The organism is Bosea sp. BIWAKO-01 (assembly GCF_001748145.1).
In the GTDB taxonomy this organism is placed as follows: Bacteria; Pseudomonadota; Alphaproteobacteria; order Rhizobiales; family Beijerinckiaceae; genus Allobosea.
Window position 1 is genome coordinate 3,977,864 of record NZ_BCQA01000001.1, and the last position, 24,970, is coordinate 4,002,833.

The 24,970-nt window shown below is 63.8% G+C and carries 26 protein-coding genes and 1 tRNA gene; 8 read left to right on the top strand and 19 right to left on the bottom strand.

All coding sequences use genetic code 11. From position 1 onward, the window contains the following. Nucleotides 1-31 precede the first annotated feature (31 nt). Entirely contained in the window at nt 32-742 is a 711-nt protein-coding gene (locus tag BIWAKO_RS37345; protein ID WP_371331999.1) for a very short patch repair endonuclease, read from the bottom strand. Nucleotides 743-895: 153 nt separating this feature from the next. Here BIWAKO_RS37345 and BIWAKO_RS18505 point away from each other — a divergent pair, with 153 nt between their 5' ends. Together BIWAKO_RS18505 and BIWAKO_RS18510 are read left to right on the top strand one after the other, a co-directional pair. Next, entirely contained in the window at nt 896-1,105 is a 210-nt protein-coding gene (locus tag BIWAKO_RS18505) for a hypothetical protein (protein ID WP_141740148.1), read from the top strand. A 456-nt stretch (nt 1,106-1,561) separates the two neighbouring features. Further along, nucleotides 1,562-2,158: a hypothetical protein gene (locus tag BIWAKO_RS18510; RefSeq protein ID WP_074471675.1), complete on the top strand. Its 597-nt coding sequence runs from the start codon at nt 1,562-1,564 to the stop codon at nt 2,156-2,158. 100 nt (nt 2,159-2,258) lie between these two features. Here the strand turns inward: BIWAKO_RS18510 and BIWAKO_RS18515 are convergent. Both BIWAKO_RS18515 and BIWAKO_RS18520 read right to left on the bottom strand, forming a co-directional pair. Further along, nucleotides 2,259-2,336: transfer RNA gene (locus BIWAKO_RS18515), tRNA-OTHER, on the bottom strand. A 1-nt stretch (nt 2,337) separates the two neighbouring features. Then, nucleotides 2,338-3,003, bottom strand: coding sequence for a recombinase family protein (locus tag BIWAKO_RS18520; protein WP_069879905.1), 666 nt, complete (start codon nt 3,001-3,003; stop codon nt 2,338-2,340). A 368-nt stretch (nt 3,004-3,371) separates the two neighbouring features. On the opposite strand from BIWAKO_RS18520, the gene BIWAKO_RS18525 reads away from it, so the two are divergent. Continuing rightward, on the top strand, nt 3,372-4,031 hold the full coding sequence (locus BIWAKO_RS18525) for a hypothetical protein (RefSeq protein ID WP_069879906.1): 660 nt from the start codon (nt 3,372-3,374) through the stop codon (nt 4,029-4,031). A gap of 17 nt (nt 4,032-4,048) precedes the next feature. On the opposite strand, the gene BIWAKO_RS18530 is transcribed toward BIWAKO_RS18525, so the two are convergent. From BIWAKO_RS18530 to BIWAKO_RS18560, 8 genes are all read right to left on the bottom strand, one after another. Further along, nucleotides 4,049-4,474, bottom strand: a complete 426-nt coding sequence (locus tag BIWAKO_RS18530; protein ID WP_069879907.1) for a hypothetical protein — start codon at nt 4,472-4,474, stop codon at nt 4,049-4,051. 684 nt (nt 4,475-5,158) lie between these two features. Next, complete coding sequence (locus BIWAKO_RS18535) at nt 5,159-6,583, bottom strand: hypothetical protein (protein WP_069879908.1); 1,425 nt, start codon at nt 6,581-6,583, stop codon at nt 5,159-5,161. Then, nucleotides 6,580-8,250, bottom strand: a complete 1,671-nt coding sequence (locus BIWAKO_RS18540) for a hypothetical protein (protein WP_069879909.1) — start codon at nt 8,248-8,250, stop codon at nt 6,580-6,582. The genes BIWAKO_RS18535 and BIWAKO_RS18540 overlap by 4 nt, the downstream gene beginning before the upstream one ends. 358 nt (nt 8,251-8,608) lie before the next feature. Continuing rightward, nucleotides 8,609-8,893, bottom strand: coding sequence for a helix-turn-helix transcriptional regulator (locus BIWAKO_RS37350; protein WP_371332000.1), 285 nt, complete (start codon nt 8,891-8,893; stop codon nt 8,609-8,611). Between the two features lie 35 nt (nt 8,894-8,928). Continuing rightward, nucleotides 8,929-9,570 (bottom strand): hypothetical protein, encoded by a 642-nt coding sequence (locus tag BIWAKO_RS18545; RefSeq protein ID WP_069879910.1) that lies wholly within the window; start codon nt 9,568-9,570, stop codon nt 8,929-8,931. Beyond that, nucleotides 9,567-10,751, bottom strand: coding sequence for a tyrosine-type recombinase/integrase (locus BIWAKO_RS18550; RefSeq protein WP_069879911.1), 1,185 nt, complete (start codon nt 10,749-10,751; stop codon nt 9,567-9,569). The genes BIWAKO_RS18545 and BIWAKO_RS18550 overlap by 4 nt, the downstream gene beginning before the upstream one ends. A 214-nt stretch (nt 10,752-10,965) precedes the next feature. Then, complete coding sequence (locus tag BIWAKO_RS18555) at nt 10,966-11,184, bottom strand: hypothetical protein (protein WP_069879912.1); 219 nt, start codon at nt 11,182-11,184, stop codon at nt 10,966-10,968. Nucleotides 11,185-11,350: 166 nt separating this feature from the next. Then, nucleotides 11,351-11,746 (bottom strand): Ohr family peroxiredoxin, encoded by a 396-nt coding sequence (locus tag BIWAKO_RS18560; protein WP_069879913.1) that lies wholly within the window; start codon nt 11,744-11,746, stop codon nt 11,351-11,353. 150 nt (nt 11,747-11,896) lie between these two features. Between BIWAKO_RS18560 and BIWAKO_RS18565 the strand changes: the two genes are divergently transcribed. Then, the gene (locus tag BIWAKO_RS18565) at nt 11,897-12,364 is read left to right on the top strand and encodes a MarR family winged helix-turn-helix transcriptional regulator (RefSeq protein WP_069879914.1); all 468 of its coding nucleotides are present in this window, start codon (nt 11,897-11,899) and stop codon (nt 12,362-12,364) included. Between the two features lie 87 nt (nt 12,365-12,451). Here the strand turns inward: BIWAKO_RS18565 and BIWAKO_RS18570 are convergent, their stop codons facing one another. Together BIWAKO_RS18570 and BIWAKO_RS18575 are read right to left on the bottom strand one after the other, a co-directional pair. Then, entirely contained in the window at nt 12,452-13,426 is a 975-nt protein-coding gene (locus BIWAKO_RS18570) for a 1-aminocyclopropane-1-carboxylate deaminase/D-cysteine desulfhydrase (RefSeq protein WP_074471575.1), read from the bottom strand. A gap of 123 nt (nt 13,427-13,549) precedes the next feature. Next, a complete protein-coding gene (locus tag BIWAKO_RS18575; RefSeq protein WP_069879915.1) occupies nt 13,550-14,227 on the bottom strand; it encodes an HPP family protein in 678 nt (225 codons plus the stop codon). Between the two features lie 198 nt (nt 14,228-14,425). On the opposite strand from BIWAKO_RS18575, the gene BIWAKO_RS18580 reads away from it, so the two are divergent. Further along, complete coding sequence (locus tag BIWAKO_RS18580) at nt 14,426-14,938, top strand: MgtC/SapB family protein (RefSeq protein WP_069879916.1); 513 nt, start codon at nt 14,426-14,428, stop codon at nt 14,936-14,938. Between the two features lie 146 nt (nt 14,939-15,084). Next, nucleotides 15,085-15,339, top strand: coding sequence for a hypothetical protein (locus BIWAKO_RS18585; protein WP_069879917.1), 255 nt, complete (start codon nt 15,085-15,087; stop codon nt 15,337-15,339). A 116-nt stretch (nt 15,340-15,455) separates the two neighbouring features. On the opposite strand, the gene BIWAKO_RS18590 is transcribed toward BIWAKO_RS18585, so the two are convergent. The 6 genes from BIWAKO_RS18590 to BIWAKO_RS18615 all read right to left on the bottom strand — a co-directional run bounded on the left by BIWAKO_RS18590 (nt 15,456) and on the right by BIWAKO_RS18615 (nt 22,382). Continuing rightward, nucleotides 15,456-16,844 carry a M20 family metallopeptidase gene (locus BIWAKO_RS18590; RefSeq protein WP_069879918.1) on the bottom strand — a complete coding sequence of 463 codons (1,389 nt, stop codon included), beginning with the start codon at nt 16,842-16,844 and terminating at the stop codon, nt 15,456-15,458. 17 nt (nt 16,845-16,861) lie between these two features. Continuing rightward, the gene (locus BIWAKO_RS18595; RefSeq protein ID WP_069879919.1) at nt 16,862-17,875 is read right to left on the bottom strand and encodes an ABC transporter ATP-binding protein; all 1,014 of its coding nucleotides are present in this window, start codon (nt 17,873-17,875) and stop codon (nt 16,862-16,864) included. Then, a complete protein-coding gene (locus BIWAKO_RS18600) occupies nt 17,872-18,858 on the bottom strand; it encodes an ABC transporter ATP-binding protein (RefSeq protein ID WP_069879920.1) in 987 nt (328 codons plus the stop codon). The genes BIWAKO_RS18595 and BIWAKO_RS18600 overlap by 4 nt, the downstream gene beginning before the upstream one ends. After that, nucleotides 18,858-19,754 (bottom strand): ABC transporter permease, encoded by an 897-nt coding sequence (locus tag BIWAKO_RS18605; RefSeq protein ID WP_069879921.1) that lies wholly within the window; start codon nt 19,752-19,754, stop codon nt 18,858-18,860. Before BIWAKO_RS18605 ends, BIWAKO_RS18600 begins: the two co-directional genes overlap by 1 nt. Before the next feature lie 2 nt (nt 19,755-19,756). After that, nucleotides 19,757-20,674 carry an ABC transporter permease gene (locus tag BIWAKO_RS18610; RefSeq protein ID WP_043237557.1) on the bottom strand — a complete coding sequence of 306 codons (918 nt, stop codon included), beginning with the start codon at nt 20,672-20,674 and terminating at the stop codon, nt 19,757-19,759. Between the two features lie 178 nt (nt 20,675-20,852). Next, entirely contained in the window at nt 20,853-22,382 is a 1,530-nt protein-coding gene (locus tag BIWAKO_RS18615; RefSeq protein ID WP_069879922.1) for an ABC transporter substrate-binding protein, read from the bottom strand. Nucleotides 22,383-22,551: 169 nt separating this feature from the next. Here BIWAKO_RS18615 and BIWAKO_RS18620 point away from each other — a divergent pair, with 169 nt between their 5' ends. Then, nucleotides 22,552-23,520, top strand: a complete 969-nt coding sequence (locus BIWAKO_RS18620) for a LysR family transcriptional regulator (RefSeq protein WP_069879923.1) — start codon at nt 22,552-22,554, stop codon at nt 23,518-23,520. Then, nucleotides 23,521-24,960, top strand: coding sequence for an SNF2-related protein (locus BIWAKO_RS18625; RefSeq protein WP_069879924.1), 1,440 nt, complete (start codon nt 23,521-23,523; stop codon nt 24,958-24,960). It begins immediately after the preceding gene. The last annotated feature ends 10 nt before the right edge of the window (nt 24,961-24,970 follow it).

A 24,970-nucleotide genomic window follows, 5' to 3' on the forward strand; every position in this document is an offset into this window, starting at 1 on the left:
TCTCCTTGCCCCTCGACCTTCCGGTCGGCCTTCAGGTGCGCGACCTGTCCGTCATCGTCTTGGTCCGTGGTCGAGACGCGGGACCCGGGCGATCTTGCGGCCCATCCGGGCACCGGGAGCGGGTTTCGCGCCTTGGCGCAAGAGCGCAACAACTCGGCATCAGGAAATCCAGCAGGCGCGTTTGAAGGACTGTGGGGTCACGAAGTTCGCACTCCCACAGCACCAGTGCGTTCCAGCCTAACATCTTGAGATCGACCAGGGCGCGGGCGTCCCGAGCCACGTTGCCGTCAAGCTTCGGGTGCCAGTAACTCGTTCTCGTCCTTGGTCTCGTGGCTGACCGGCATCCGGCATGCTGGTGCCAAAAGCAGCCGTGGACGAAAATGACCTTACGGAGGCGCGGCAGGACAAGGTCAGGGGAGCCTGGCAAGTCGCGACGATGTAGCCGGAAGCGGAAGCCCATCGCGTGGACCGCGCGACGCACGACCAGTTCAGGCTTCGTGTCCTTTTGGCGTATGCTCCGCATTATGCGCGAGCGAACTGCTTGATCCATGCGCCCACAGTTGCCCACAATTCCGGCCATTCGGCGGCTTCTGGTTGAGCCGCGACGAACCCCTAGGCTGTGGCCTTCTCCAGCACCCAAGAAACGCCGGCGGCGGTCCAGGTGGTAAGCGCAGCAACGCCTATGTGATGGATCGCCTCGAGCGCTACACCGCATAGAACAACTGACACCGGCCTTGCACATCCTCGTTCCTGATTTGGAAGGCGTTCCTGTGTCCAGCGAACATCGGCGCGATCTCGGCGGACGATTGTTCCGGCTCGTACCCTTCTCCCTATCGCAATGCGATCGAGCGCCGCCCTGAGCTTGAGCGCCTCGGAAGCGAATGGGTCTCGAACGATGATTGACAAGGTGACCGAGAACTTCGCCATTCGGCTCGAACACCTGCACAGGGTGTTTGCGAGCGCCGAGGGAGTTCGTTCGGCATCAAAGGAAGATTTGTCGATCGGACTTATGGCTCTCCACGCGTTCAACGAGCTGCTTCGCTTCGTGAAAGGAGGTGGGAAGAACCTGATCCCCGAGTTTTGGAGCCGGACAACAACGACGTAGTACGCGTCAGGCAGACGCTCTCTTACCTGATCTACGGGGGTGGGGAGTTTATCCAGCCCCCTCACGATGTTCTGTACGCCCCTATCGGAAGCTCTCCAATTTCGGGCTCTTCTGCGCCCTGGAATTGTACGGGTCTCTGAAGCCTGAGGAGTGCCCGCCGCTCAATGGACGGATCGCGAAAGCACTCAGGTACATCGGTTTCGACGTCAGGGGCGATGCCACCTCTGCGTGACTCCGAAACGGGCCGCAGCTATTAACCGCGGCAATTACCGGCCCCGACGATGCTGGAGTGTCCCGGTGATTCGGGTGCAAAAATTTGAGCCGCGTCTCATGCGGTAGATGACCCGAAGTTCCCCCGTGCAGGGGCCTTCGGAGCGATGCGGGGAGTGAACACCAGCCCAGCAGGAGCAGATGGACATGCACGGTGCTGGCCGAGATGAGGATGTGGAGGCACCAATGGAAGCGTCAGAGGTGAGCAACCGGCCGCTGCACAATTGGGTCGGTCCTGCTGACCGGATGCCCGAAGCCGAGGTGGCGCTGCGACTGGCTGAGTATCTTTCCGAGCGGCCGGGCTTCGGCGGGCACGTTGAGGTGGCCATCGACGGAGCATCGGTCCGGGTCGCAGATGCAGAGGTGTTTGACATAGTCGGCTACTTGGCCGGCGCTGGATGGGTTCGCGATGCTGAGGTCATGGGCAAGAATGCCTGGGCCACCCTGTACCGGCGTGGGAACGCCACGCTGCGCGTTCACTCTCGATCAGGCCAAGGCGACGTTGAGGCCATGATGGACGGCCGGCGCATCATCGCAGAGTGCAAGAAGGGGCCACTCATCAAGAAGCCCGGTAGCCCGGAGTATCCTCTTCTCACTGCGGCCATTGGGCAGGCGTTGCTCTTCGACGCCGATGAGACTGATCTGCTGGTCGCGGCGGTCCCGGACACGCCCAGCTTCCGGCGGATCTCCGAGGCATGGCGCAACAGGCCCCGGCTTCGAGCGAGCGGCATCGAGATTGCGCTTGTGTCGCGCACAGGGGCCGTCTTCGGCCTGTCGGTGTAGTTCTCTCAGCGAGAGCGGTCGGATGTACGTTGAGGTATCTGCGACACGGTCGGGGCGACGACACCCCTTCGTAAGCCCCTGATTTCATGGTGGAATCCGTTGGAGGCCTCGGAGGGAATCGAACCCCCGTGCAAGGATTTGCAGTCCTTTCTCGCACCGCTCAGCACAACCCAAGACCCCTATGCGCGGAGAAGGATGTCCCGCACCTGCGTCGCGGCCCATTTGCCCTTGCGAGCCGTCTGGACGCCTCTGGCATTGAGCATGTCCGCGATGGCCCGGAGCGAAGAGCCCGACGTGCGAGCATCGCGGATCATCGGCAGGAGCGCAGCGGCAAAGCGCTCGGCATTGGCCCTGCCCGTGGCCGCGCCCTTGGCCTGTGCCTCTGCCAGGTTCGTCCGGTTGCCGAGCTTCGTGCCCTTTGCTTTCGCAGCGGCCAGCGCCGACTTCGTGCGGGCGGAGATCATCGCGCGCTCTTTCTCGGCGAGCGCGGCATAGATGTGGAGCATGAACGGGTCGGCATCCGCGCCCAGCTCCGTGACGATGAATGGAATGCGCTGCGCCATTAGACCGGCGACGAAGGCCACGTCACGAGACAGGCGATCGAGCTTGGCGACGACGACCGCGCATTTGTGCCGGTGAGCCTCGCGCAGCGCTGCGGCGAGTTGCGGGCGACGATCGAGGGCGTCGGAGCCCTTGCCTGACTCGACCTCGACATGCTCGCCGACAATCTCGAAGCGTTCGACTTGGGCAAAGCGAGCAATGGCGGCGCGCTGCGCTTCAATGCCCAGCCCGGAGCGTCCTTGCTGCGCCGTGCTGACCCGGATGTACCCAACTGCCCGCCTCATCTCCTGCCCTTTCCCGGCATGTATGGAGACTATACGTGCAATTAGATTCCTTACAACGGGCTAAGGGCCAACCGGGACATCATTAGATCGTCTTCCGCGAGGGGCTCGACGAACTTACCCTTCTGGGTAAAGGAAAGGTTGGAATCAGATTCTCAATGTATACATCTATAAATTAATGATTTCGGACCCGAAATAATCTAGTAGTAATGAATATTAACTCGCGCACCATTGCAGACACACTTCAATAAAGCTATATTGAGAGGCGCCATAACCGTCCGGCTTCTTCGCGGGTGGGGAGCCGCGCAGCAGCCCCCTGTTTTGAAGGTTCATTAGAGGCCGAAAATGCGCCTTTTGTTAAGGAAAAGCTGATGAAACAGCCCAACGACGCTCTTAAGGACCTTAAAGATTCGATCCTGAATGATGTTCCCGAGGAAGACGCGATCAGCGAGATAGCCCGAGAATATGGGCTATCGCCCGTTTTCCTGCGCAACCGCGCCAAAGTGGCTTTCGGCGACCTGACCACACTCAAGGAACGGTCCGCCGGACAGCTTGACTACCAGAATAGGGTTCGCAGTGAGTGGAAAATGCCTTCGGTCAAGGTCAGCTACGATGACCCGAAGCGAGGATGCCTTCGGAAGATCACGGTGCGTCTCGGTAATTCGACTGAAGACAAGGACGCTGATGCCGAAAATTTCGTCTATGTCGTCGTGCAGGGAGGAGACGATGGCCAGTCGGAGGATAAGAAGTGGCGCATCCACCGCATGGAGCTTAGCCGCATCTCCGAGCACGGTCGCAACGATACCCAGGCGGTCTGCGACTTCATCAGGGCGGCGTGGGTCTATGCCAGGCACTACGGCGATCAGCCCGATATGTCGCTGATCAAGAAGACCGACGAGCAGATCAAGATGATGGACTACTGCAAGCGCACTGGCCGGCAGTTGCTCGATGCTCTGGGTATCCATCACCCCGTCCAGTTCCATGAACTGATCAAGGCCATCACGCCGCATACTTCACCTCTTCGTAGGTGATCATTATCATCCTCCCATCACGGGACGCCCCGTGCGTGTCTCTCGAACCACGAAGCAAGATCAGCACCCCACAAGGCGGCGAGTTCCGAGGGGCTAAAATCATAGGGCGAACGAGGGCTCAGTGCTTCGATGCCCTTCAGCCAGCGCTCGCGATGCTTCGGTGGCAGAAGCGGGTTGTTCACGTCGATCGGCTGGTCGTCCATCGCTCTGAGGACATCCTTCAACCGGAGCGCGCGCGGTCTCCGTCTGGTCTGCGTGTTCCGCTCCGTCGCCAGCTTCCTGAAATGCACCAGGTCGCTGACCAGGCGCGCGTAGGCGGCGACGTTCTTGAGCCGCAGCTGCTCGACCACCTCCGGGCCGTGCTCTGCGACATCGGCGGCGATGAGTTCGATGATCGATGCGCCGAGGCGATCCCGGGCGCTAAGCAGGTTCCTTCGCTGCATGGCGTGCTCTCCCGCGCCTGCGCGCGGCGCGCGCGAGCGGTGAGCTATTTTAGCAGGGGCTCGCCGGCCGCGCCCGCCGAAAAGTGAAACGCCGCAGCTGCGGGCAACCACCTTCGCCGCGGCGCCTTCATCGATCATCGCAGGAAGGGTGTCAGGCCGGCAACGAGTGGGGAGCATCGGTGTCGACCGGGTTGTTACGAACCTGCCCTTCAAGGATCAGGACGAGTTCCTCGCGCACCTCCTGCGGCTGGCAGCCGAGGCTGGATGCGGCGTGGCAGTGCTGACGAGGCTGGAGTGGACTTCGGCACAAGCGCGTCGTTCCCTAGTTCACGAACGCCTACCTGCACGGGACGCAGCATGACGCGCATGCGGACCGGACAACCCTGCCGCGCCCGCCAGAAGGCCGCCAGCGTCCAAGCTGGTCGCGCCGCTGCTGGATAGGCTGGCCGCTGATTAGCCGCACTTGGGCTCCGGGCTAGGCCCAGCTATCCCCGCATTGCATTCGCCGCGCCCAAGGCTGACGGCGCGGAGCGTTGCGGGTCTCGCAGGTTTCGCGGTGTTTCCTACAGTCCTATTTCTTTCTAGTAAAAAATATTCTTCACGGTGCTTGTGCACCCCAAAAGTATTCTTATCCTGAAAATTTCAGCGTTGTAGCGAAACCCGCGAACCCCGCGAAACCCGCAGCTACGCACCCTCAGTCTGCGGCCGGGTAATGACTATACGATACACATGCACCTTGCTGTGCGGATCGACCGTCCGACGCAGGACAAGCGTGCGCTGGCCGCTCTGAACCGGCTCGTCGATATGCTTCTTCAGCATTCTGGCTACAGCTTTTGCTGTGAACACGTGCTCGGCCATGGCACCTGGAAACAGGACATCGCGCACGATCTGGGCGTCTTCGGGCCTGCTCCGACTGTTGATCATCGCCGTCACGGCACTCGCCGGGAACGTTGCGTCGCCCAGGTACGTCGCCAAGGCTTCGAGCATGTCGGCGAGCGATGCCGATTCCTCGTCATCCTCCTCCTGCGCGAGTAACAGGGTCTGGAAGTCCAGTTTGTGCCCGGTCAGTTTGGCGGCGTGTTCAACCCCCGATCCGACCAGCCGCCACCACATCTTGAACCTGGTCTTGCCCGCAGCATTGCGCTTGGCCTTGAGCTGCGGATTGCCCAGCAGGATCGTGTATAGCGCTGCCATAATCTCGGCGCGATGGTCCCCGGTCCACTCGACCGGGAACGGATGCACGACCTCCCGGTTCTCCGGGTCGACACGATCGACATCGAGACGGATCTCGAGGCTGCGCGAGGCCAGGTCACCCTTCGCCCTGATATTGTTGCCCGTGAACAGGTGGATCGTCGCTGCGGCCGTGTTGACCGTCTCGCTGAAGCCGAGCTTGCGATCGGAGTAATAGGCCGCCGTGCAGGACTTCTCGATATGCGGGCACGAGATCTGCGAGCCGCGCGCGATGTTGTCCCAGAGGATATAGGGAACGCCGGCGATGAAATAGGCCAACAACGCCTTGCGCCGCTCCTCCTCGTTCGTCGACCACGCCGCCGCCGATGGCAGGATCCCGGTCACGGCGTAGATCAGCATTGTCAGCGCCGTGGTCTTGCCGCTGCCGCGACGCCCGGCTGTCACGAAGAAGCAGGGCCTCTGGTCGAGCAGCGACCGCTCGATCAGCGTCAGGGCCGCCGCGATGATGCTGCACTTCCCATCATCGTCGGTGGCGACGTCGACCAGCCAATCGTCGCACAGGAACTCCATCGCCTTCCTGACCGCATCCTCCGTGCAGTCCTCCCAGCGCGGCACGACCGCGCGCAGCTCCTCGGGAATGATGAACTGGATGCCGCGCAGGCTATCGAGCCCGCGCGGAGCCAGCAGCCCGCCGTCCGCCAGAACGATGGGAGCCGTCGCAATCGCCACCACGGTCGGCAGGGCATCGTCATCCCGGTTCATGTAGTGCCGAACGAACGGGGCCGGATAATGCACCGAACGGCGATTGCCATCCGCATCCTCGACATAGTGCTCGATATGCTTCTCGATCATCTCGGCGACTTCCATTTCGCTCATCACCGAAAGCACCCATTGCTCGGGCGCAGGCAGTCTGGTCATGCGGCGTCTCCCTCATTGGCACTGGTGAATGCATGCATGTCCCTGACCCGGAGCTTGCGTACGCGGGTTGCGTCGGCATCAATGTTGCGGACCGGAGGTACCTCCTCCTCTACGCCCCCGACCACCTCGTTCAGCACCTTCATCTGCGGCAGCCACGGTTCATCGGGCGCTGGCGCACGGATCAGCGGCCGCGGATCCTGTCGCTGGGCGGCGCGCCGCGCCCGTGCGCCTTGAGCCTGCTTCTTGGCATGCTGCTTCTGCGCCGCCTTGAGCATGGAATTGATCTCGCGTAAGCCGGCACCGGACAGCGTCTTGGCCTTCTCCCGCAGCTCGGCGAGTTCGATCGCGTCGAGATCGGCAGCTGCGGCGAGCCGGGCGAAGACCGCCACCACCTGCTCCTTCGCCGCCTGCTCCATCGCCCCGCGCACGCTGGCCGCGTCATGCCTGAGTTCGTAGACGGTGCGGCCGTGCGCGAAGCTGTGGATCCATGGCGTGCCATCGTCCCCGCGCATGATCCGCGCCTTGCCAGGCCCGTAATCCGCACCCTCGAGAGGGTCGGCCAGCGTCTCGCCCTCGAAGCGTTCCGGGTCGGACAGCACGTCGCCGACCGTGCACCCGGACAGGTCGGGGTCATCGAACACCAGTTCGACGACCGGCCGCAGGATGCCTTCGCATTGCCGGCTGACGATCTGCCGCGCCACGGCCTCGCTGACGCCGGTCCGCTCGACCAGCTTCCTGGCCTGCCGCGCGACGAAGGCGGCCTGTGCCTTTGCCTTCTCGGGTGCCATCCGCTCGCGCTCCTTGGCCTTGAGTTCGTCGAGGCGCGACCGCTCGGCGATTGACAGCGGCGGACAGGCTTCCACGGTGTCCAGTACCGCGCCCAGAACGCTGGTGGGGCGACGTCTCGCCTTGTCCTGCTGTAGTGGCGGCTGCAGGATCGGCCCGCCTTCGAACACCAGTCGGGATGCCTGTCCGACCATGCGATCGACGAGCGAGCGGTCGAGCAGCGCACCGCTGCTGCTAACCACGAACCAGCCCAGACCGGCCAGCCAGCAGCGGTCGTGCAGGGCGCGCAGGAACCGCTCGACATCGGCACCATCCCTGACCATCAGGTAGACATGGACGCCGTCCGATCCCGGCAAGGCCTTCCCGGTATCGCTGCGCGACAGGCCGGCGCTGGTCGAACTCCGCGTCAGGCGCGCGACGCCGTCCAGCACCGGCAGCACCGCCAGCAGCGCTGGCCAGAAGCCGCCATGCTGCCTCAGCCCGGCCGCGACCGGGTCGGGCATCGACTTGGTGTCGAAATCGATCAGGGCGAAGGCTGGTCCGCGATAGACGATATTGGCGGCGACGCGGGCGATCAGGTCCGGCCGTACCGTGCCGTTGCGCAGGTTCTTCTTGGTGGTGACCTCAACCTTGTCGGGGAGATCGGCGCGAAGGGCGCCAAGCGCGATTGCCTGCGATGGCGTCAGTTTTTCGATCAGTTCGCCGAGTCCGTTGACGCCGTCGACCATGACACGCGCGGCAGCGCCCCGGCTCATCACACAGGCGGACTTGTCCTGTATCAGCGTGCCATCGGGGGCGAGCGAGATCTGTTTGGTCAGCGGCCCGCCTTCCTTGGTGAAGACGGTCAATTCGATCGGTGAGCCTGCGGTCCTGTCGTGCATCGACTGTCCCCAAGGAAATAGCGGGCGGCTTGCGGGCCGCGGTGGATGCTCCAGCTGCGCGTCGAGCAACGCGACGTCAGCCGCGGCGAGCCCAAATTGGCTCGTCGGCGCGCGCGCGGCCGGTGCCCGAGCGGGGATGATGCACACGCATGGTGAGACTCCGGCTCGAGATTTGTGAGAGCTGTTTGCGGTTCAGCGCCATTGGTGCGCAGCGTCACGCGCCCGGCTTCCCGGCCGCTTGCGCTCACCGTGAGCCGTTCACTTCAGTGACCGCGACGCTTCGCTTGTTCGTGCGATGAACGCGTCACTGTCGCTGACGCGCCAGACGGTCCGCCCCCGAGTTTGACGGCGAATGAGACTATGAAGCTCCGCTCTGATCGACACTAGGGCGGCGTTCGAGCCAAGCGATGACGTCACTGGCGCGCCAGCCGCGAAGGGTGGCCGTGATCTGGACGGGCTGCGGGAAGCGGCCCGCCCTGCGCTCCCGCCAAATCGTCGTCCTCGAAAGACCTGTCGCGTGCTCGACTTCACGACAGCGGAGGATACTGTCGGCGACCTTCTGGTCGGGATTCGTTGTCTGAGCCACCGTCGTCTCCTGCGCGTTCGTGATGTTGCAGGAGACGATGCGACGGGTTGGGGACACGAGGTAGGATGATTAGAGAGTTTATTTCTGCCCCGCTAAATGCCTGATTCTGGCGGGGCGTAGAGGCCAGCCAAGTATCGAAGGTTCGAGCTATTGCGAGCATCTGCCAAGACCGAGCGTTTCAAGGCGGACCTCAAGGTTGCCTGTCGGGGCTCCGGCAACTCGGCGAGCCTGTGGACAAACTCAACAAGACGGAAAAACGGTCCGTCTGGCGTACCAGTCGGGCTCCAGCCCCTCGACATCCAGATCCCGGCGAGGGTCGGCCACAAGATCCAAGTCTCCAGCTTCAGCCGATTGTTCTTACTACCGATCGGGAGATGATGGAGCCTTCGAAATATGAAGGTATCGGCGATCGTGCCAATTGATACGGCGGTACGTTCGAGCGTCTGCGCCGCCTGCTCTATGTCCAATGGTGTTGGGAGGTTAACCTGGCGGTAGATGTCGAGAGGTTCAACTTTTATGGTCGTTCGGAGTTCCTTGGCTGCGGTCGCCAGTCGGTCTGCGCGGGAACGAAGTTGTCTGCATTGTTCCTTCAATTCACTGCCTGAAAGGGCCTTGATTCTGCGAAGCTCGAAAATCGCAGCTTCGATCATCTCAACCTCCGTTGCGATGTCGGTGGGCTGGCATTTCAGGAGCCGTGCAAGCTCTTGGCATGACGTTTTGTCAAACAGGTTCACGCGGGCCTCTCCCGCAATTGGTCCAGGTCGTCGGCGAGGGCCTGGATCGCCTCTCGGTGCTCGGCGAAATACCGGGACTTGTTATAAACGTTCGCGAGCGCGGTATGCGGAACGGCATGCCCCAGGACGACCTCGATTACATGCGGAGCGACGCCAAGGTTGCCTAGTCGGGTCGCCACGGTCCGCCGGATGTCGTGGCGGTGCCAGCCGCTGGTCGAGGTGAGTGAAAATAACCGCAGCTGGAACTTCGGCCAGTTTTCGAGCCGGCCACCTCGCCGGTTGCAAAAGAGCAAGTCTGCCGCACCGTCCTGTCGCCCTTGAAGGAACTCAATGGCCTGTCGTGGAAGAGGGATAGCATGGTCCCGCGCGCTCTTTGTGCGCGACGCCGGGATCAACCAAATCCCGCTCTCGATCTCGCCAAACGTCGCGCCGACCGCCTCGTCAAGGCGACAGGCAGTCCAGAATAGCCAGCGCATGCAGTCGGCATAGCCGCCAGCGAGATGGGGTGTGTCGAGCGCCCCGAGTACGGCCCTTATCTCGTCGTCGCAGAGATAACGGGCACGGGCACGATTGGCGCCGCGCGGCTGTTCCAACTCCGCGGCGATGCCCTTTGGACAGAGACCCCGCTTGGATCCCCATTTCAGCATCGGGCGCAGATACCGGACAGCGGCGGCCGCACTCGACTTCGAGGAATGGCCATCGACGGCCAGTTGTAGATCGGTGAGGGTCAGGTCGAGGGCAGGCCGCTCCAAGAGGCAATTGAAAACGGATGAGCAGCGCGCCTTCGCATCCCTCCAACCCCGCTTAGCGTTTCCTTCGGTGCCGCCGTAAGCGTCGATCAGGGCCGCTAGGGTGCCGCTGCCGCTGTGAGCGGCGTCTTGGCGGCGCAGTCGCGCTATCTTCTCCGCAACAGGGTCATAACCCTGCCGAACCTTTTCACGGAGAGAATGGGCAGCGGTGCGAGCATCCGACAGTCCGGTAGTGGGGTAGGTGCCGACGTCAAACCGCCGCCGACGGCCGTGGCTGTCTGTGATCATTAGGGTCCAACGGCGGTCGCCCGCCGCCGACACCCTTAACCTGAGACCCGGGCATCCGCCATCAGCGACCTCTGTCACGCCCTCGCGAGGAGGCTTGATCGAGCGCACCGCCGTTGCGGTGAGTGCGGGTACGGCTTTTGGCATCAGGTTCTTCTCAGGTTCATCCCGTGCGAAACTGCACGCACTTCTGTGGCGCGGATTGAAACAGAGAATTGACTAGAAAAGGCTTCCTGGGCAAGGGGTTATGTTACTTGTTGGGGCGAGTTGAAACGCACAGAAACCGTTAAGCCAACTTCCTCTTAATCAGCGGGTCGTAGGTTCGAGCCCTACATCACCCACCACGAACCTTTCCTGAAGTTCAGACATTTAGCCCGATCGGGCGCCCGCCCGATGCCGGGTCGGATTGGCCATTCTGCAGTTCGTTCTGCACGTTCGGCTGCCCATTCGCGCTGAGCCGGTCAGATTTCCGCTCCAGCTCAGCACCGGCAGCCTCCAGCCCTTTTTGACCAGATCCGCCGAGATAGCGCCCATCAGGAATGGGGCGCGCCCGCTTCGAGCGTGAGGCGCGCGGCGGCATTTGGCGCTCCTGGCAAGCCAACCGGCAGATGCAGCCGACGGCGCTACCGACGTTCCGTAGTGCCTCTGATGTGCGTAGCGACCCAAGTCCAAATGGCGGATGGTTTCCGCAGGGTGGACGACGCGCCAGCGAGCCTGACGCGTCGCTCCGTTGTCTCTGCGGCCGCTCAGACGAGCGTGGTCTGAATGGCAATGTTGCCGTGGACGGCCTTCGAGTAGGGGCAGATCTCATGCGCGGCCTCGACCAGGGCCTGCGCCACGGTCCGCTCGATGCCGGGGACGGTCACCGCCAGGCGGGCAGCGAGGAAGTACTGTCCGCCGTCCAGGTTCAGGTCAATCTCCGCGTCGACAGAAGGTTCGGTCGGCAGGACCACCTTCTTGCGCGCGGCGGCAGCCTGGATTGCGCCGATATAGCAGGCCGACCAAGCGGCGCCGAAGAGGTTCTCGGCTGCCGGATGTGGCTGCGCGAGCTTGATGTCCAGGAAGCCGTCGTCGCTGCGCGCGGCGCCGTTGGCGCCGGCGGTGTTGTGGGTCTTGCCGGTGAAGAGAACCTTGGCGGCCATGGTGGTGTCCTTTCAGGTTTTATTGAATCGGTAGCGATTCAATCGGTGGCGCTTTAAATAGATGGATGCTCAGCCGTGTCAATCTCTTCCGATTTAATCGGTTGCGATATATATGATGCGGAGCGATCACAACCCCGCGAGGCCACCGTCATGTCAGCCGCCGTTTCCCTCGACGCAGATACGTCCGGCCTGGACGATTTCCTTTGCTTCGCTGTCTATTCCGCGAACCTGGCCTTCGGTCGCGCCTACAAGCCGATCCTCGATGCGCTCGGTCTCACCTCGTACACGCAGTTCATCGCCATCGTGGCGCTCTCGGAGCAGGACAACCAAAGCGTCGGCAGCCTCGGCGAGAAGTTGTTCCTGGAATCGAACACGCTCACGCCGATCCTCAAGAAGCTCGAGGCCCTGGGCTATATCCACCGCCGCCGGGACCCGGCGGATGAGCGTCAGGTCCTCGTCAGTCTCACGGCTGCGGGACGCAGCATCCGTGAAAGGGCGCGCGGGATGAGCCTGTTGCAGGCCAGTGGTCTCGGCGATGAGACAACTGCCGTACAGAAGGCGGTGGTCAGGCTACGGAATAATCTGCTGCTAACCGCGCACGGCCAACACGCCGTGTAGGCTCCAGACGCGTTACCGCTGCCCAAGGTGCGGTGCGCTCGGATGGGCGCAAGCCGCTGCAAACATGGCGCAACGGAGAGGATCGGATCAGTCTGAATAGTTCTGCTCGAAAATCGCCGGCGTGCCGCCGGTGTGCAGGATGCAGGCCGCTTCATTGGGCGGAATGATGTGCTCTTCTGCCAGCTTCAGAAGCCCGGCGAAGGTTTTGGCCACGTAGGTCTGTTCAAGCATCAGCGCCTCATGCCGGGCAAAGAGAGCTGCCGCCTGAAGCGATGCGGGCGTCGGGGTGCCATATCCCTCGCCGAGTTGTCCGAGGTCGATCCGGACGCGGTCGAGATACCCTGATGGCAGTGCTCGGCCAACAAGCCCCGCAAGATCGCCCAGGATATCGTCGAGCCGGCGCCGAAGGGTGGGCGCATCGTATTCGACGCTGACCAGATGGAAGGTCCACGGCAGCTCGAGGATGGCTGCTCCGAAGATCATTCCCGCTTCCGTCACGCCCATCGAGCCGGGAAGAACGATGTGTCGCAGGTCGAGATTCAGCGCTTGGGCCTGTTCGGACAGCTCCTGCGCCGCGCGGACATAGCCCAACGCTCCCAGAACCGGATCGCCAATCAGATAGGGCCGCCGTCCAGCTGCCTCGAGTTCGGCAATTGTCCGCCGTGCCAGCCGCCCACGCTCCTCCTCGCCAACGGGGCCGAGCATCTGGATGTCGGCTCCCAGTCGCTTTGTCAGCAGGGCGTTGCCGCGCAGAGGTGCCGATGCGTCTCCGGCATAGAGGACGAGCATGTCGATGCCGATTTTTGCTGCCGCCGCGGCGGCCAGCCGGCATTGGTTGGAGGGCAGGGCGCCGGCCACCACCAGCACGTCGCTGTTCCGTGCGAGCGCTTCTCCGATCCAGAATTCGAGACTGCGCACCTTGTTGCCGCCGAAGGCCAGCGGCATGCAATCGTCGCGCTTGATCCAAAGCTGCGGATGCCCGGTCACATGGCTGATGCGATGCATCGGCTCAAGCGCCGTTGGGCCGCCGACAAGATCGATCCGCGGAAATGCGCTCAGCATGACGTGGTCCAGATCCAGAATGCGGGGGCGCGGCCGCGACTCCAAGCATGGCGAGGCAACCGAAGCGCCCTATAGCAATAGACAAGCGGAACGGCGGTGCAATCCAGCCGTCGATGCTGACGTTCAGGACGTCCGAGCTTGTCGGCGTGCCGCATTGGCCTCCGCATATTGCAGCAACCGGTCCAGATCATCGCGAGCGATGTCAAAGGTCTCGCCCATTTGCGCCAGAGCCTCGTCGATATCCGCGGCGCTGAAGGGCTGAGCTGAGCCATTCGGGAGTCTGTTCAGCTCGGTTCGTGCTGCACGATGGGGATAGGAGCGGCGCGAGAGGGCATGGAATGCCACCCCGAGCGCAACCAAGGCCAGCGAATTCAATCCGACGGGGATCAGCGGGAACAGAGACCCCCATTTGGCGACAGCCGAGCCGCCAAGTGCGGCAGTCAGGGCAACCGCGCCGCCGGGAGGGTGAAGCGACCGCGTGACCGACATGACGGCGATCGCGAGCGCCACTGCGAGGGCTGCGGCGAGGGTGACGTCAGGAACAGCCCAGGCGACGCAAAGGCCGACGCAGGCGGAGATGACGTTGCCACCAATGACGGGCCAGGGCTGGGCGAGCGGACTTGTCGGCACGGCGAAGATCAAGACCGCCGAAGCCCCAATCGGGGCAACAACCAAGGGTGAAGGAGCGGGGAAGAGAAGGCCGGCTGCGGCGGTCAATGCGATGGCGACGAATGCACCGGCACAGGCGATCAGGCGCTCCGAGATCGTGGCGCCCGCGAGAATGGGACTGAAGAGTTTCACGCTGCCCGCACTGGTCCGGCCCTTTGGGTACGCTGCTTGTAATATGAGCATTGTGCGTAGATCAACGGCAATTACTTTAATTCACGTAATATCATGTAAATTGTAGCGAGTGCGGTTGAGGAAATGGCCGCGCTGTTGATCGATCGCGCCGGTGAGTAGAGAAATGAGGCTTCGCCGCGTCGTCCGGAACCGCTTCGCATGCTGACCGAATTCGACATCCTCCTGAAGCTGCTCTGCGGTGCGCTTGCCGGCATTGCAGTGGGCTGGCAGCGGACGCTGAGGCACAAGAGTGCCGGCATCCGCACCTTCGGCCTCGTCGGTGTCGGCGCAGCTGCTGCGGCCGCCCTGTTTAGCGGGGAGCTCTACGGGGCACCCCATCCCGACGCCGCGAGCCGCGTCGTGCAAGGCGTCCTCACCGGCATCGGCTTCCTGGGCGCGGGCGTCATCATTCGGCGCGAGAACGATCTTATGCCGCATGGGTTGACGACGGCAGCGGCCGTCTGGGTGACAGCAGCACTCGGTTCAGCGGCCGGGCTTGGTCATTGGCGGGTGGCTCTCACCGGCACGGCGATAGCGCTCGTCCTGCTCGCCATCGACCATTCGCTCGAGCGCTGGGTGCAGGGACGGCCACCGAAGGGGAATCAATCCTCGCAGGGAAATGGATCTGGCGCCCAGGCCGGGACGGAGTCCGGGGATTCCTCGGGGCCCTGACCGGCGGGCCGTTCCTCCGCGCTCCTCCGTACCACGGCACTGATGCCGCTGCCGTCGAGCAGCGCTCTCGGAGTGCCGGGGTGTTTGGCAGGCCGGCGCGAACCTTCGCGGCTTCGACGCGTTGATGACCGAACAAGGAGTTCGTGATGTCCGCGACGACCACCGATTGGCTCAACTCACCGGGAGTGCCGCAGCCGCCATTTCCGCCGCCGGAAGCCCCGCCTCTGGCGCCGGCAGAAGTGCCGCCGGCTCCGCCGGTCGAATCGCCCCCTGAGGAGGAGCCTGTCGGCGTTCCACGTGATCCGCCGCGGGAGCTGCCGCCGAATGTGCCGCCGGAAAGGCCTCCGGCGACACCGTTCGATCTGCCGCCCGACAGGGCGCCGCGCAAGCCTGTCGAATAGGCCTCAGATCACGCTGCGTTTGGGCGAAATCGTCCAAACGCCGAAAACGTGATCGACTCTCATCGTTCAGAGCATGCTGAGTGCGAAAAACCGTTGCCGCTATTTCGCAGCATGCTCTAGAGCGCCGGCGTGTTGCCCTCGCCGAGATCCCAGTAGAGGCCCGCCATCATGCCGAGACCCTCGCGCGCGATGGCGACGGGCAGGTGCTCGTCGGGAGCATGCTGGGAGCAGCCGGGATAGGAATGCGGCACCCAGATGGTGCGCAGGCCCAGGATCTCCGAGAAGATGTCGTTCGGCAGGGAGCCGCCGAGATTGGGCAGCAGCGCGGGCTTCTTCTCGGTGGTCTTGGCGATCGAAGCGAGCGCCCAGTGCACCCAGGCGTCCTCGGGATCGAGCCGGGTGGCGTTGAAGATCTCGTCACGAGCGAGCGTGACCTCGACCATGCCGAAACCATGGCGCTTGAGGTGACGGCGGAGTGCCGGCAGCACTTCCTGCGGATCGATGCCGACCACGAAGCGGAGTTGGCAGCGGGCCCAGGCGTTCGGCGGCACGGCATTCACGGGAGTCTCGGGCACGCCGGACTTCATCGCCAGCACGTCGAAGGAGCACCAGCCGAACACCTGCTCGGCAGGCGAGAGGCCCGGCTCGCCCCATTCCGGATCGATCACCGGACCATCGGGGCCACCGTCGACCTCGCAATCGGCGAGCGCCTTGCGCACCGGCTCGGGCAGCTCCTTCGGCACCCATTCGTGGATACGGATCTGGCCGGTCGGCGAGGCGATCGAGGCGATGGCATGGGCCAGCTGGATAGCTGGATCGGAGAGAATGCCACCCCAATTGCCGGAATGGTGGCCGCCTTCGCGGGCGTTGATCGTGAGATCGAAAGTAACCCCGCCACGCGAGCCGAGAAACACCGTCGGGCGCTCTGCATTGAGACGCGGGCCGTCCGAGCCGATCAGCACATCCGACTTGAACAGCTCCTTCTGCTCGGTGCAGAGCTCGCGCAGGCCCGGCGAACCGCATTCCTCGCCCATCTCGATCAGATACTTGGCGTTGAAGCCGAGCTTGCCGCGCGTTTCGAGGACGGCACGCAGGGCGTTGATGTTGATGACGTGCTGACCCTTGTTGTCGACGACGCCACGGCCATACCAACGGTCGCCGCGCTCGGTCAGTGTCCAGGGGGAGAGGCCCTCGCTCCACTGCTTGTCGAGGCCGCGGATCACGTCGCCATGGCCATAGCCGAAGATCGTTGGCAGGCTCGGGTCCTCGATACGCTCGGCGAAAAGGAACGGGCCCTTGGCGCGCGGATGGTTCAGCGTCCTGCAGGTGAAGCCGAGTGATTCCAGCAGCGGCTGCATTTCCGTCTCGAGATACTCGCTCAGAACGGGCGCTCGCTCGGGGTTCTGGCTTTCGGTTGGCATTGCCACGAGGCGGGCAAGGTCGGTCTTGAACTTGCCGCTGTCGAAATAGTCATACGCATGCGCAATCGCCTTGGCGCGGGTCATGGTCGTCTCCTTGGATGTCAGGATGCTGTTGCGCCTGAGGCGGCGGATTCGTAGAGATGGCAGGCGACCAGCCCGCTCTCGTCCTGGCGCAGCTTGGGCGTCACCGTCGCGCATTGCGCCATCTTCGCCGGGCAGCGCGGATGGAAGGGGCAACCGGGCGGCGGGTTGAGCGGGTCGGGAAAGGCGAGGCCGAGGCCGGTTTCCGGGATGCCCTTGCCCGGCTCCGGCGTCAGCACCGAGGCGAGCAGCGCCTTGGTATAGGGATGGCGCGGCGCCTTGAAGAGGGTCGCGGTATCGGTCAGCTCGACGACCCGGCCGAGATACATCACGGCGACGCGGGTCGCGATATGCTCCACCACCACGAGATTATGGCTGATGAAGACATAGGTCAGGCCGAGCTCGCTGCGCAGGTCGTTGAGCAGGTTGAGGATTTGCGACTGCACGGAGACGTCGAGCGCCGAGGTCGGTTCGTCGCAGACCACCATCTCGGGATTGAGGATCAGCGCACGCGCGATGGCGACGCGCTGGCGCTGGCCGCCCGAGAGTTCACGCGGGTACCGGTCCGCGAAGCGCTTTGGCAGGCCGACCTTCTCGAGGATGTCGATGGCGCGCTTGCGCCGTTCCGTTGCTGTGCCGATGCCCTGCACGGCGAGCGGCAGCGCGACGATCGAGGCAATCGTGCGGCGCGGGTTGAGCGAGGAATACGGGTCCTGGAAAACCGGCTGCACCCGCTTGGCCATGCCGAGTCGTCCGAGCTTCCCGACATTCTCGCCGGAGAGCGCGATCTCGCCGCTCGAAGGCGGCAGCAGGCCGAGCAGCATGCGCGCCAGCGTGGACTTGCCGCAGCCGGACTCGCCGACGATGCCCAGCACCTCACCCTTGGCGATGGCCAGCGATACGCCGTTGACGGCGTGCAGCGTGCGCTTGCCCTTGAACAGGCCCTGGCTGACCGAGAAGGAACGGGTCAGCTCGCGGGCCTCGAGCAGGATATTGGATTGCGGCAGGGTGTTGGTCGAGAGAGCGCCGCTCATGCCGCGTCCTCCAGGATGCAGCGCCAGCTCTGGCCGTCAGGCCGGTGGCGCAAGGGTGGGGTTTCGGCACATGCCGCTGCAGCGTGCTTACAGCGATCGCGGAAGCTGCAGCCCCTGATCTCGCCGACGAGCGAGGGGACGACACCGGGAATGACGCCGAGCTTGCCGCCGGGCTCGGTCCGTCCAGGGACGGGAATGCAGTCGATCAATCCCTGGGTGTAGGGGTGGCGCGGCTGGCGGAAGATCGCTTCCGTCGGGCCTTCTTCGACGATCTGCCCGGCATACATCACCCCGACCCAGTCGGCGATGCGCGCGACGATGCCGAGGTCGTGCGTGATCAGCACCATGGCGATCCCGAGCTCTTGCTGGAGGTCGGCAAGCAGCCTCAGGATCTGCGCCTGGATGGTGACGTCGAGCGCCGTGGTCGGTTCGTCGGCGATCAGCAGTTCGGGGCCGCACATCAGCGCCATGGCGATCATCACGCGCTGGCGCAGGCCGCCCGAGAGCTGGTGTGGATACTGGCCGAGACGCTGCGCGGCATTGGCGATGCCGACCTTGTCGAGCAGATGGGTCGCGCGCTCGCGTGCCTCCGTCTCGCTCGCCTTCTTGTGCAGGCGATAGGCCTCGGTCATCTGGTCGCCGATGGTGTAGGCCGGATTGAGGGCCGTCATCGGTTCCTGGAAGATCATCGCCATGCGGTTGCCACGCAGGCTGTTGATGCGCTTGGCGCCAGCCCTGGCGAGGTCTTCGCCGGCAAAGCCGAGCTTGCGGGCGCTGCGCTTCGCAGCCTTCGGCAGCAGGTCCATGATCGCAAGCGAGGTCATCGACTTGCCGCAGCCGGACTCGCCGACGAGGCAGAGTGTCTTGCCGCGCTCGACCTTGAAGGAGAGGTCGCGGACCGCATGGAGCGGGCCCCGCGGGGTGGCGATGTCGACGGTGAGACCGTCGACATCCAGAATTACGGTGTTGTCGGAGGCCTGCATCAGGAGCGACCCTCCGGCGAGATCACGTCGCGCAGGCCGTCGCCGGCGAGGTTGATCGCGAAGATGAGCACGGCGAGCGCCGTGCCTGGCAGGGCGATGAGCCAGAACGAGAAGAACATGTAGGCCTTGGCTTCGGAGATCATCAGACCCCAGGAGGGCAGGGGCGGCTGCACGCCGAGCCCGAGGAAGGAGAGCGCTGCTTCGAGCAGGATGGCGCTCGCCGCTTCCAGCGTGGCGACGACGATGAGATGGGGCGCAATGTTGGGCAGCACTTCGCCGAGGATGATGCGCGTGGTCGAGGCGCCGGCGGCCTGAGCGGCGGCGACATAGTCGAGCGAGCGGACCTGCTGGGTCGCACTGCGCATGACGACTGCGAACCGGTCCCATTTCAGCAGGCCGAGCACCAGGATGACGATCCAGAGCGAGGAGCCGACGATGGCGACGACCGCGAGCGCGACCAGGATTACCGGCATCGACAGGCGCGTCGTCACCAGGAACGTCATCAGCATGTCGATCCGGCCGCCGAAATAACCGGCGAGCAGGCCCATCGTCGTGCCGATCAGGCCCGAGATGATGACGACGCTGATGCCGATCAGCAGCGAGATCCGGGCGCCGTAGAGCAGGCGTGAGAGATAGTCACGCCCGAGCGGATCGGTTCCGAGCGGGTGGGCCCAATTGCCCTTCTCGTACCAGAACGGCGGCACATTGCGGGCCGTCAGGTTCTGCAGATAGGGATCATGCGGCGCCAGAACCGGCGCGAGCAGCGCCATTGCGATGAAGAGCAGCAGCAGGCCGACGCCGAAGACGAAGGCCTTCTGGCCGAGCATGCGGCGCAACAGCTTGCGGGCTTCGGAAAGCTCGGGCGCGTCGGGAGCCGAAAGTGCGCTTTCGCTCATGATCAAGCTACCCTGATGCGCGGGTCGAGCCAGGCATTGGCGATATCAGCCGCGAGCGTAAGCAGGACGTAGACGACCGAGAGCAGCAGGACGACGACCTGCATGACCGGGAAATCCTTGTAGGTAATGCTCTGATAGGCGAGGTAGCCGAGCCCATCGAGCGCGAAGATCGTTTCGATCACCACCGAGCCGCCGAGCAGGAAGCCGAGCTGGACGGCGGCGAGCGCCACGACGGGGACGACCGCGTTGCGCAGCGCGTGCTTGAACACGACCTTGCCGGGGGGCAGCCCCTTGGCACGGGCGGTGCGGATATAGTCGGCGGAGAGCACTTCGATCATGCCGGCGCGGATCAGCCGCATGAAGGCCGGCGCGGCGTAATAGCCGAGCGCCACGGTCGGCATGACGTAGTGCAGCCAGCTATCGGAGCCGGAAACCGGCAGCCAGCGCAGGGTGATGGAGAACAGCATCACCAGGATCAGCGCGAAGAAGAAGTTCGGCATCGCCTGGCCGACGACGGCGATCGCCAGCGCAACACGATCGATCCAGCTATTGGCGTAGATCGCCGCGAGCACGCCCAGCGGAATCGAGATCAGCAGCGCGAAGGCGAGCGATGTCAGGCCGAGGATCAGCGTGACCGGCAGCTTTGCCATCACCAGCGAGGCGACGTCCGTCTTGAAATAGATCGACGTGCCGAGATCGCCGGAGAGTGTCCGCCAGAGCCAGTCGAGATACTGCACGACGATTGGCCGGTTCAGGCCGTAGGTCTCGCGGATCAGGTCGATATCGGCCTGCTGCGCGCCTTCGCCGGCGATCGCGACCGCGACATCGCCCGACAGGCGCAACAGGAAGAAGGCAATGGCCGAGACGGCGAGCGCGACAAGCAGCGCCAGGCCCAGCCGTTTGAGAATGAAGCCTAACACGTGGTGCTTCCAATGATGTTCATGGGGAACGAAATCCCTGGTCATCCCGGCCTGAGCGCGCCGGGAAGCGGGGATTCACGCCTGAATCCCCGTCCGAGGCGCTCTGGCATGGATTGCGGACCGGCGCAGTCGGCGCCGATCCGGGAAGACGCTTCGCTCGAGCGGGGCTGAGAGCGTGCTACTTCCAGCTCATTTCCCAGAAGCGGACGAGCTCGTCCGGATAGGCCTTGAAGACCAGGTCCTTGTTCGCGACGTAATAGACCGGCAGCGAATAGAGCGGCGCGGCATAGGCCTTGTCGGCGATGATCTTCAGCGCCTCCTTATAGGCCTCCTTGCGGACCTCCGGCGCGACCGAATTATTGCCCTTGTTCAGCAGGTCGCGGACTTGGGGATCACGGGTGATGTCCTCGCTGCGGAAAGCGAAATAGTTCGGTGTGTTGGCCGAGACGTCGTTGACCGAGAACGAGCCCCAGGTCTGGTGCGTCAGCATCGCCTTGTTGGTGGCGATCATCTCGCGCATGGCGGCGTATTGCAGGAAGCGCAGGTTGGTCTTGATGCCGACGGCCTGGAGATAGCCGATCAGCGCCTCGGTCTGATTGCGCTCGCGATAGGCGACGATGTCGAGCGTGAGGTCCTTGACGCCAGCCTCGGCGAGCAGCGCCTTGGCCTTGGCAGGGTCGTAGGGATAGCGTGCGGCGCCCTCGTCCGTGCAGCCGAACTGCGAGGGGAAGCAGATCGTATTGATGACGCGCGAGCCGTCGCCGACGATGTTCTTGACCATCGCCTCGCGGTCGATGGCGTGGATGACCGCCTTGCGGACACGCTCATCCTTGAGCGCCGGGGAGGGCGTGTTCTCGAGGATGTTCATCTGCATGAAGACGATGCGCATCGTCTCGCCGGAGACGACCTGCAGCATCGGCACGGTCTTGAGCTGGTCGGCCTGATCCTTGGGCACGTGCATGATCAGGTCGCCACCGCCCGACAGCATCTCGGCCATCTGGGTCTGGCGATCGGGGATGAAGCGGATTTCGATCTTGCCGACCTTGGCCTGCGCCTTGGGCGAATCCTTGAAATAGTCCTTGTTGGTCTCAAGGGTGATCGACTTGCCGGGGACGTAGTTCGTGACCTTGTAGGGGCCCGAGCCGACCGGCTTCTCGTTCTGCCCCTTGGGGCCGACCTTCTCGTAATACTCGTTCGGATGGATCACGACCGGTCCGGCGAGATACTCGATCGCGGCCGGGAAGATCTCCTTGGTGGTCAGGCGGACCTTGTACTTGTCGAGCTTCTCGGCCTTCTCGATCCAGTTGACGTTGCCCTGGGTGACGACCTTGCTCTCGGGCTTGGCGACGAAGTTCAGGGTGTAGACCACGTCATCGGCGTCGAATTCCTCGCCGTTGTGGAACTTCACGCCTTCGCGGAGCTCGAACTCGATGGTCTTGTCGTCGATCTGTTTCCAGCTTTTGGCGAGCTGGCCCTTGTATTCGTTGGTGATCGGATCGCGATAGACCAGCGTGTCCCAGACATTGGCGCCGATGATCACGCCGATGCGGACGTTGTTGAAGAAGGGGTCGACGTTCTCAGGTGCCTGATCATAGGCGAAACGGACGGTATTGGCGGCCTTTTGGGCGAATGCCGGCGTGGCCGCTCCCGCTGCGGCCAGAGCCGTCGAAGCCAGGGCCAGCGCGATGGCCTTCGTGACAAATCTCATTCTTCTTCCCCTCGCAGCGTTATCGCTCGTCTTGGTGTAGCCACGTGCGGCAACGGTTATCCGTCGCTCTGCATGCAGTTTGAAATCTGCCTAAGGAAAGCGCTTGCCGCCATAAGAATGAATAGAAGGGATCGTTGCCGAACCGGCAAAGCATCGCTAAAGCCCGATCATGCAAACTCCGGCGTTGCGATATTTCCTGGCAGTGGCGCGAACAGGTTCCGTCAGCGCTGCGGCGCAGCGGCTGCGCGTTGCCGGTTCGGCCGTCAGCCGGCAGATCGCCAATCTGGAAAAGGAACTCGGCGCCGGCCTGTTCGAGCGGCGCTCGCACGGCATGATCCTGACCCAGGCCGGCCAGACGCTTGCCGCCTATGCCCAGCGCCTGGAGCTCGAGAGCGAGCAGATCGTCAACGAAATCCGCGAGTTGCGCAGCGCCAGCAAGGGCCTGATCCGCCTCGGCGTCACCGAGGGCTTCGCCGTCAGCTTCATCCCCGAAGTCATTTACAATTTCCGGAAGCTCCACCCCAATGTTGCTTTCGATCTCAAGGTGATATCGCCTCAGGTCGTGACCGAGCATATCCGGACTGGCTCGGTCGATATCGGCCTGACCTTCGTGCTGCAGCCGGAGCGCGGGGTGACGATCAACTGGCAATGTGCGGCCCAGACCTATGCCTTTGTCGCGCCGCATCATCCGCTGGCGACCAAGACGCCGATCCATATCGAGGATATTTTCGCCCATCCGATCGGGGTGCTCGATGGCGAGGCGACGGTGCGCAGGATCGTCGATATCTACTTCTCGGCTCGGGGCCTGACCGTCGACCCGGTTCTTGTCACGACCAATGTCGCGAGCCTCAGACATCTCTGCAAGCTCGGCGGTGCGGTGATGTTCGCCAGCAGCATCTCCTTCGGTGCCTCGGTCCGGGATGGCTCGGTGGTCGCGCTGCCGCTCAGGGATGGCGAGTTGCCGCCGCGCAGCCTGCAAGTGCAGACCATGTCAGGCCGCGTGCTGCCGCGGCTGGTGACGAATTTCATCGCCATGTTGATCGCGGAACTGCAGGCCGCGGACGCCGTGGCTGCAGCGGCGACGCCGCGGACCGGACAGGCGGCCATACCTGCCGAAGCAAGAGAAACCGAGGGCTGAATGACGAAGCCGACCGGAAGAGGCGTGGCGCCGTCGGAGATCATGATCCCGCACCCGCACCAGCTTGTCGCGCGCGATGCGATCCTTGCCGCACGGGCGGCTGGCAAACCTGGCTTCCTGCTCGGCGATCTGACCGGACTCGGCAAGACGCTTTCGGCCTGGCTCGCCGTTGCCGCGATGCCGGAGGACGAGGTGCTGGTGATCTGCCCCAAGGGCGCGATCCCGCAGTGGCGGCGCACCATCACGCATTCCGGCCTGCCGCCGAAGAAGATCACGCTGATGAATTTCGAGCGGACGAAGTCATTGCTCGCAGCCCCCACCGACAGCAAGAAACGCTCGACGCGGGCGAAGAACAACGAGCTCGCGAAACTCGGAACGCCGAAGCGGGTCTGGCCGATCGTCGTGATCGACGAGGCGCATCGCATCCGCAATCCGAACTCGCAGCAGGGACTGGTCTGCCGCCAGATGGCCGCGGCGGCCCGCTTCGCGATTTATATGAGCGCGACGGCGGGCCAATCCCCGCACGAACTCTCCTATCTCGGACCGCTGCTGGCCCAGGCAGCCGGTGCTCCGAGCGCCGATCTCGACGGTTTTCGCGCACTGATGAAGCGCCTGAAGATTGGCCGGGCCAAGGGGCGCTGGAAGAACTGGAGCTGGGAGTCGAACGAGGCCGACCGGAAGCTCATGTCGGACCTGCTGTACCGGGGCGAGAACGCAATCGGATTGCGCCGGCGGCCGGAAGAGATCGCCGGCTGGCCAGAGGTGCAGCGTGAGCTGGCGCCGATCGCGTTGGATGCGGCGGCACGGCGTCTCTATGACGCGACATGGCGCGAGTTTCGGCGGGAGCTCGGCCTGGCCGGTGGTTCGACACGCAAGCCGGCGGGCTGGGCGGCCGATCTCAGGTTCCGCCAGAAGGCGAGCCTGCTGCGTATTCCGGGCACCGCCGATTTCGTCGAGGACCTGCTCGGCAATGACGAACAGGTCGCGATCTCCGTCGCCTTTCTCGAGACCAGCGCGATGCTGACGGAGATGCTGCGCGGGCGCGGCTGGAAGGTCGGCGAGATCAATGGCGAGCATTCCGGGCAGGCCAATGAAGAGACGCGGCTTTCCTTCCAGACCGGGGCGCTCGACGTCGTCGTCTTTACCGTGACGGAATCGATCTCGCTGCATCGCGGCGAGATGGCCGGCGGCGAGCGCGAGCGGTCGCTGGTCGTCCACGACATGCGACACAGCGCGATCCAGCTGCAGCAGATCGAAGGCCGCTGCCATCGCGACGGTCAGCACGCCACGATCTTCTATGCCTTTGCCGAGGATACGGTGGAGGAGACGGTCGCGGCCACCGTCATCCTCCGCATGGCGGCGATGGACGGAATGGCCGGGGACGACACGCAGATGCTGGATGCGATCGCGTCCCTCGTCGAGGAGCGAGCCGCGGCCTGAGTGCACGGCT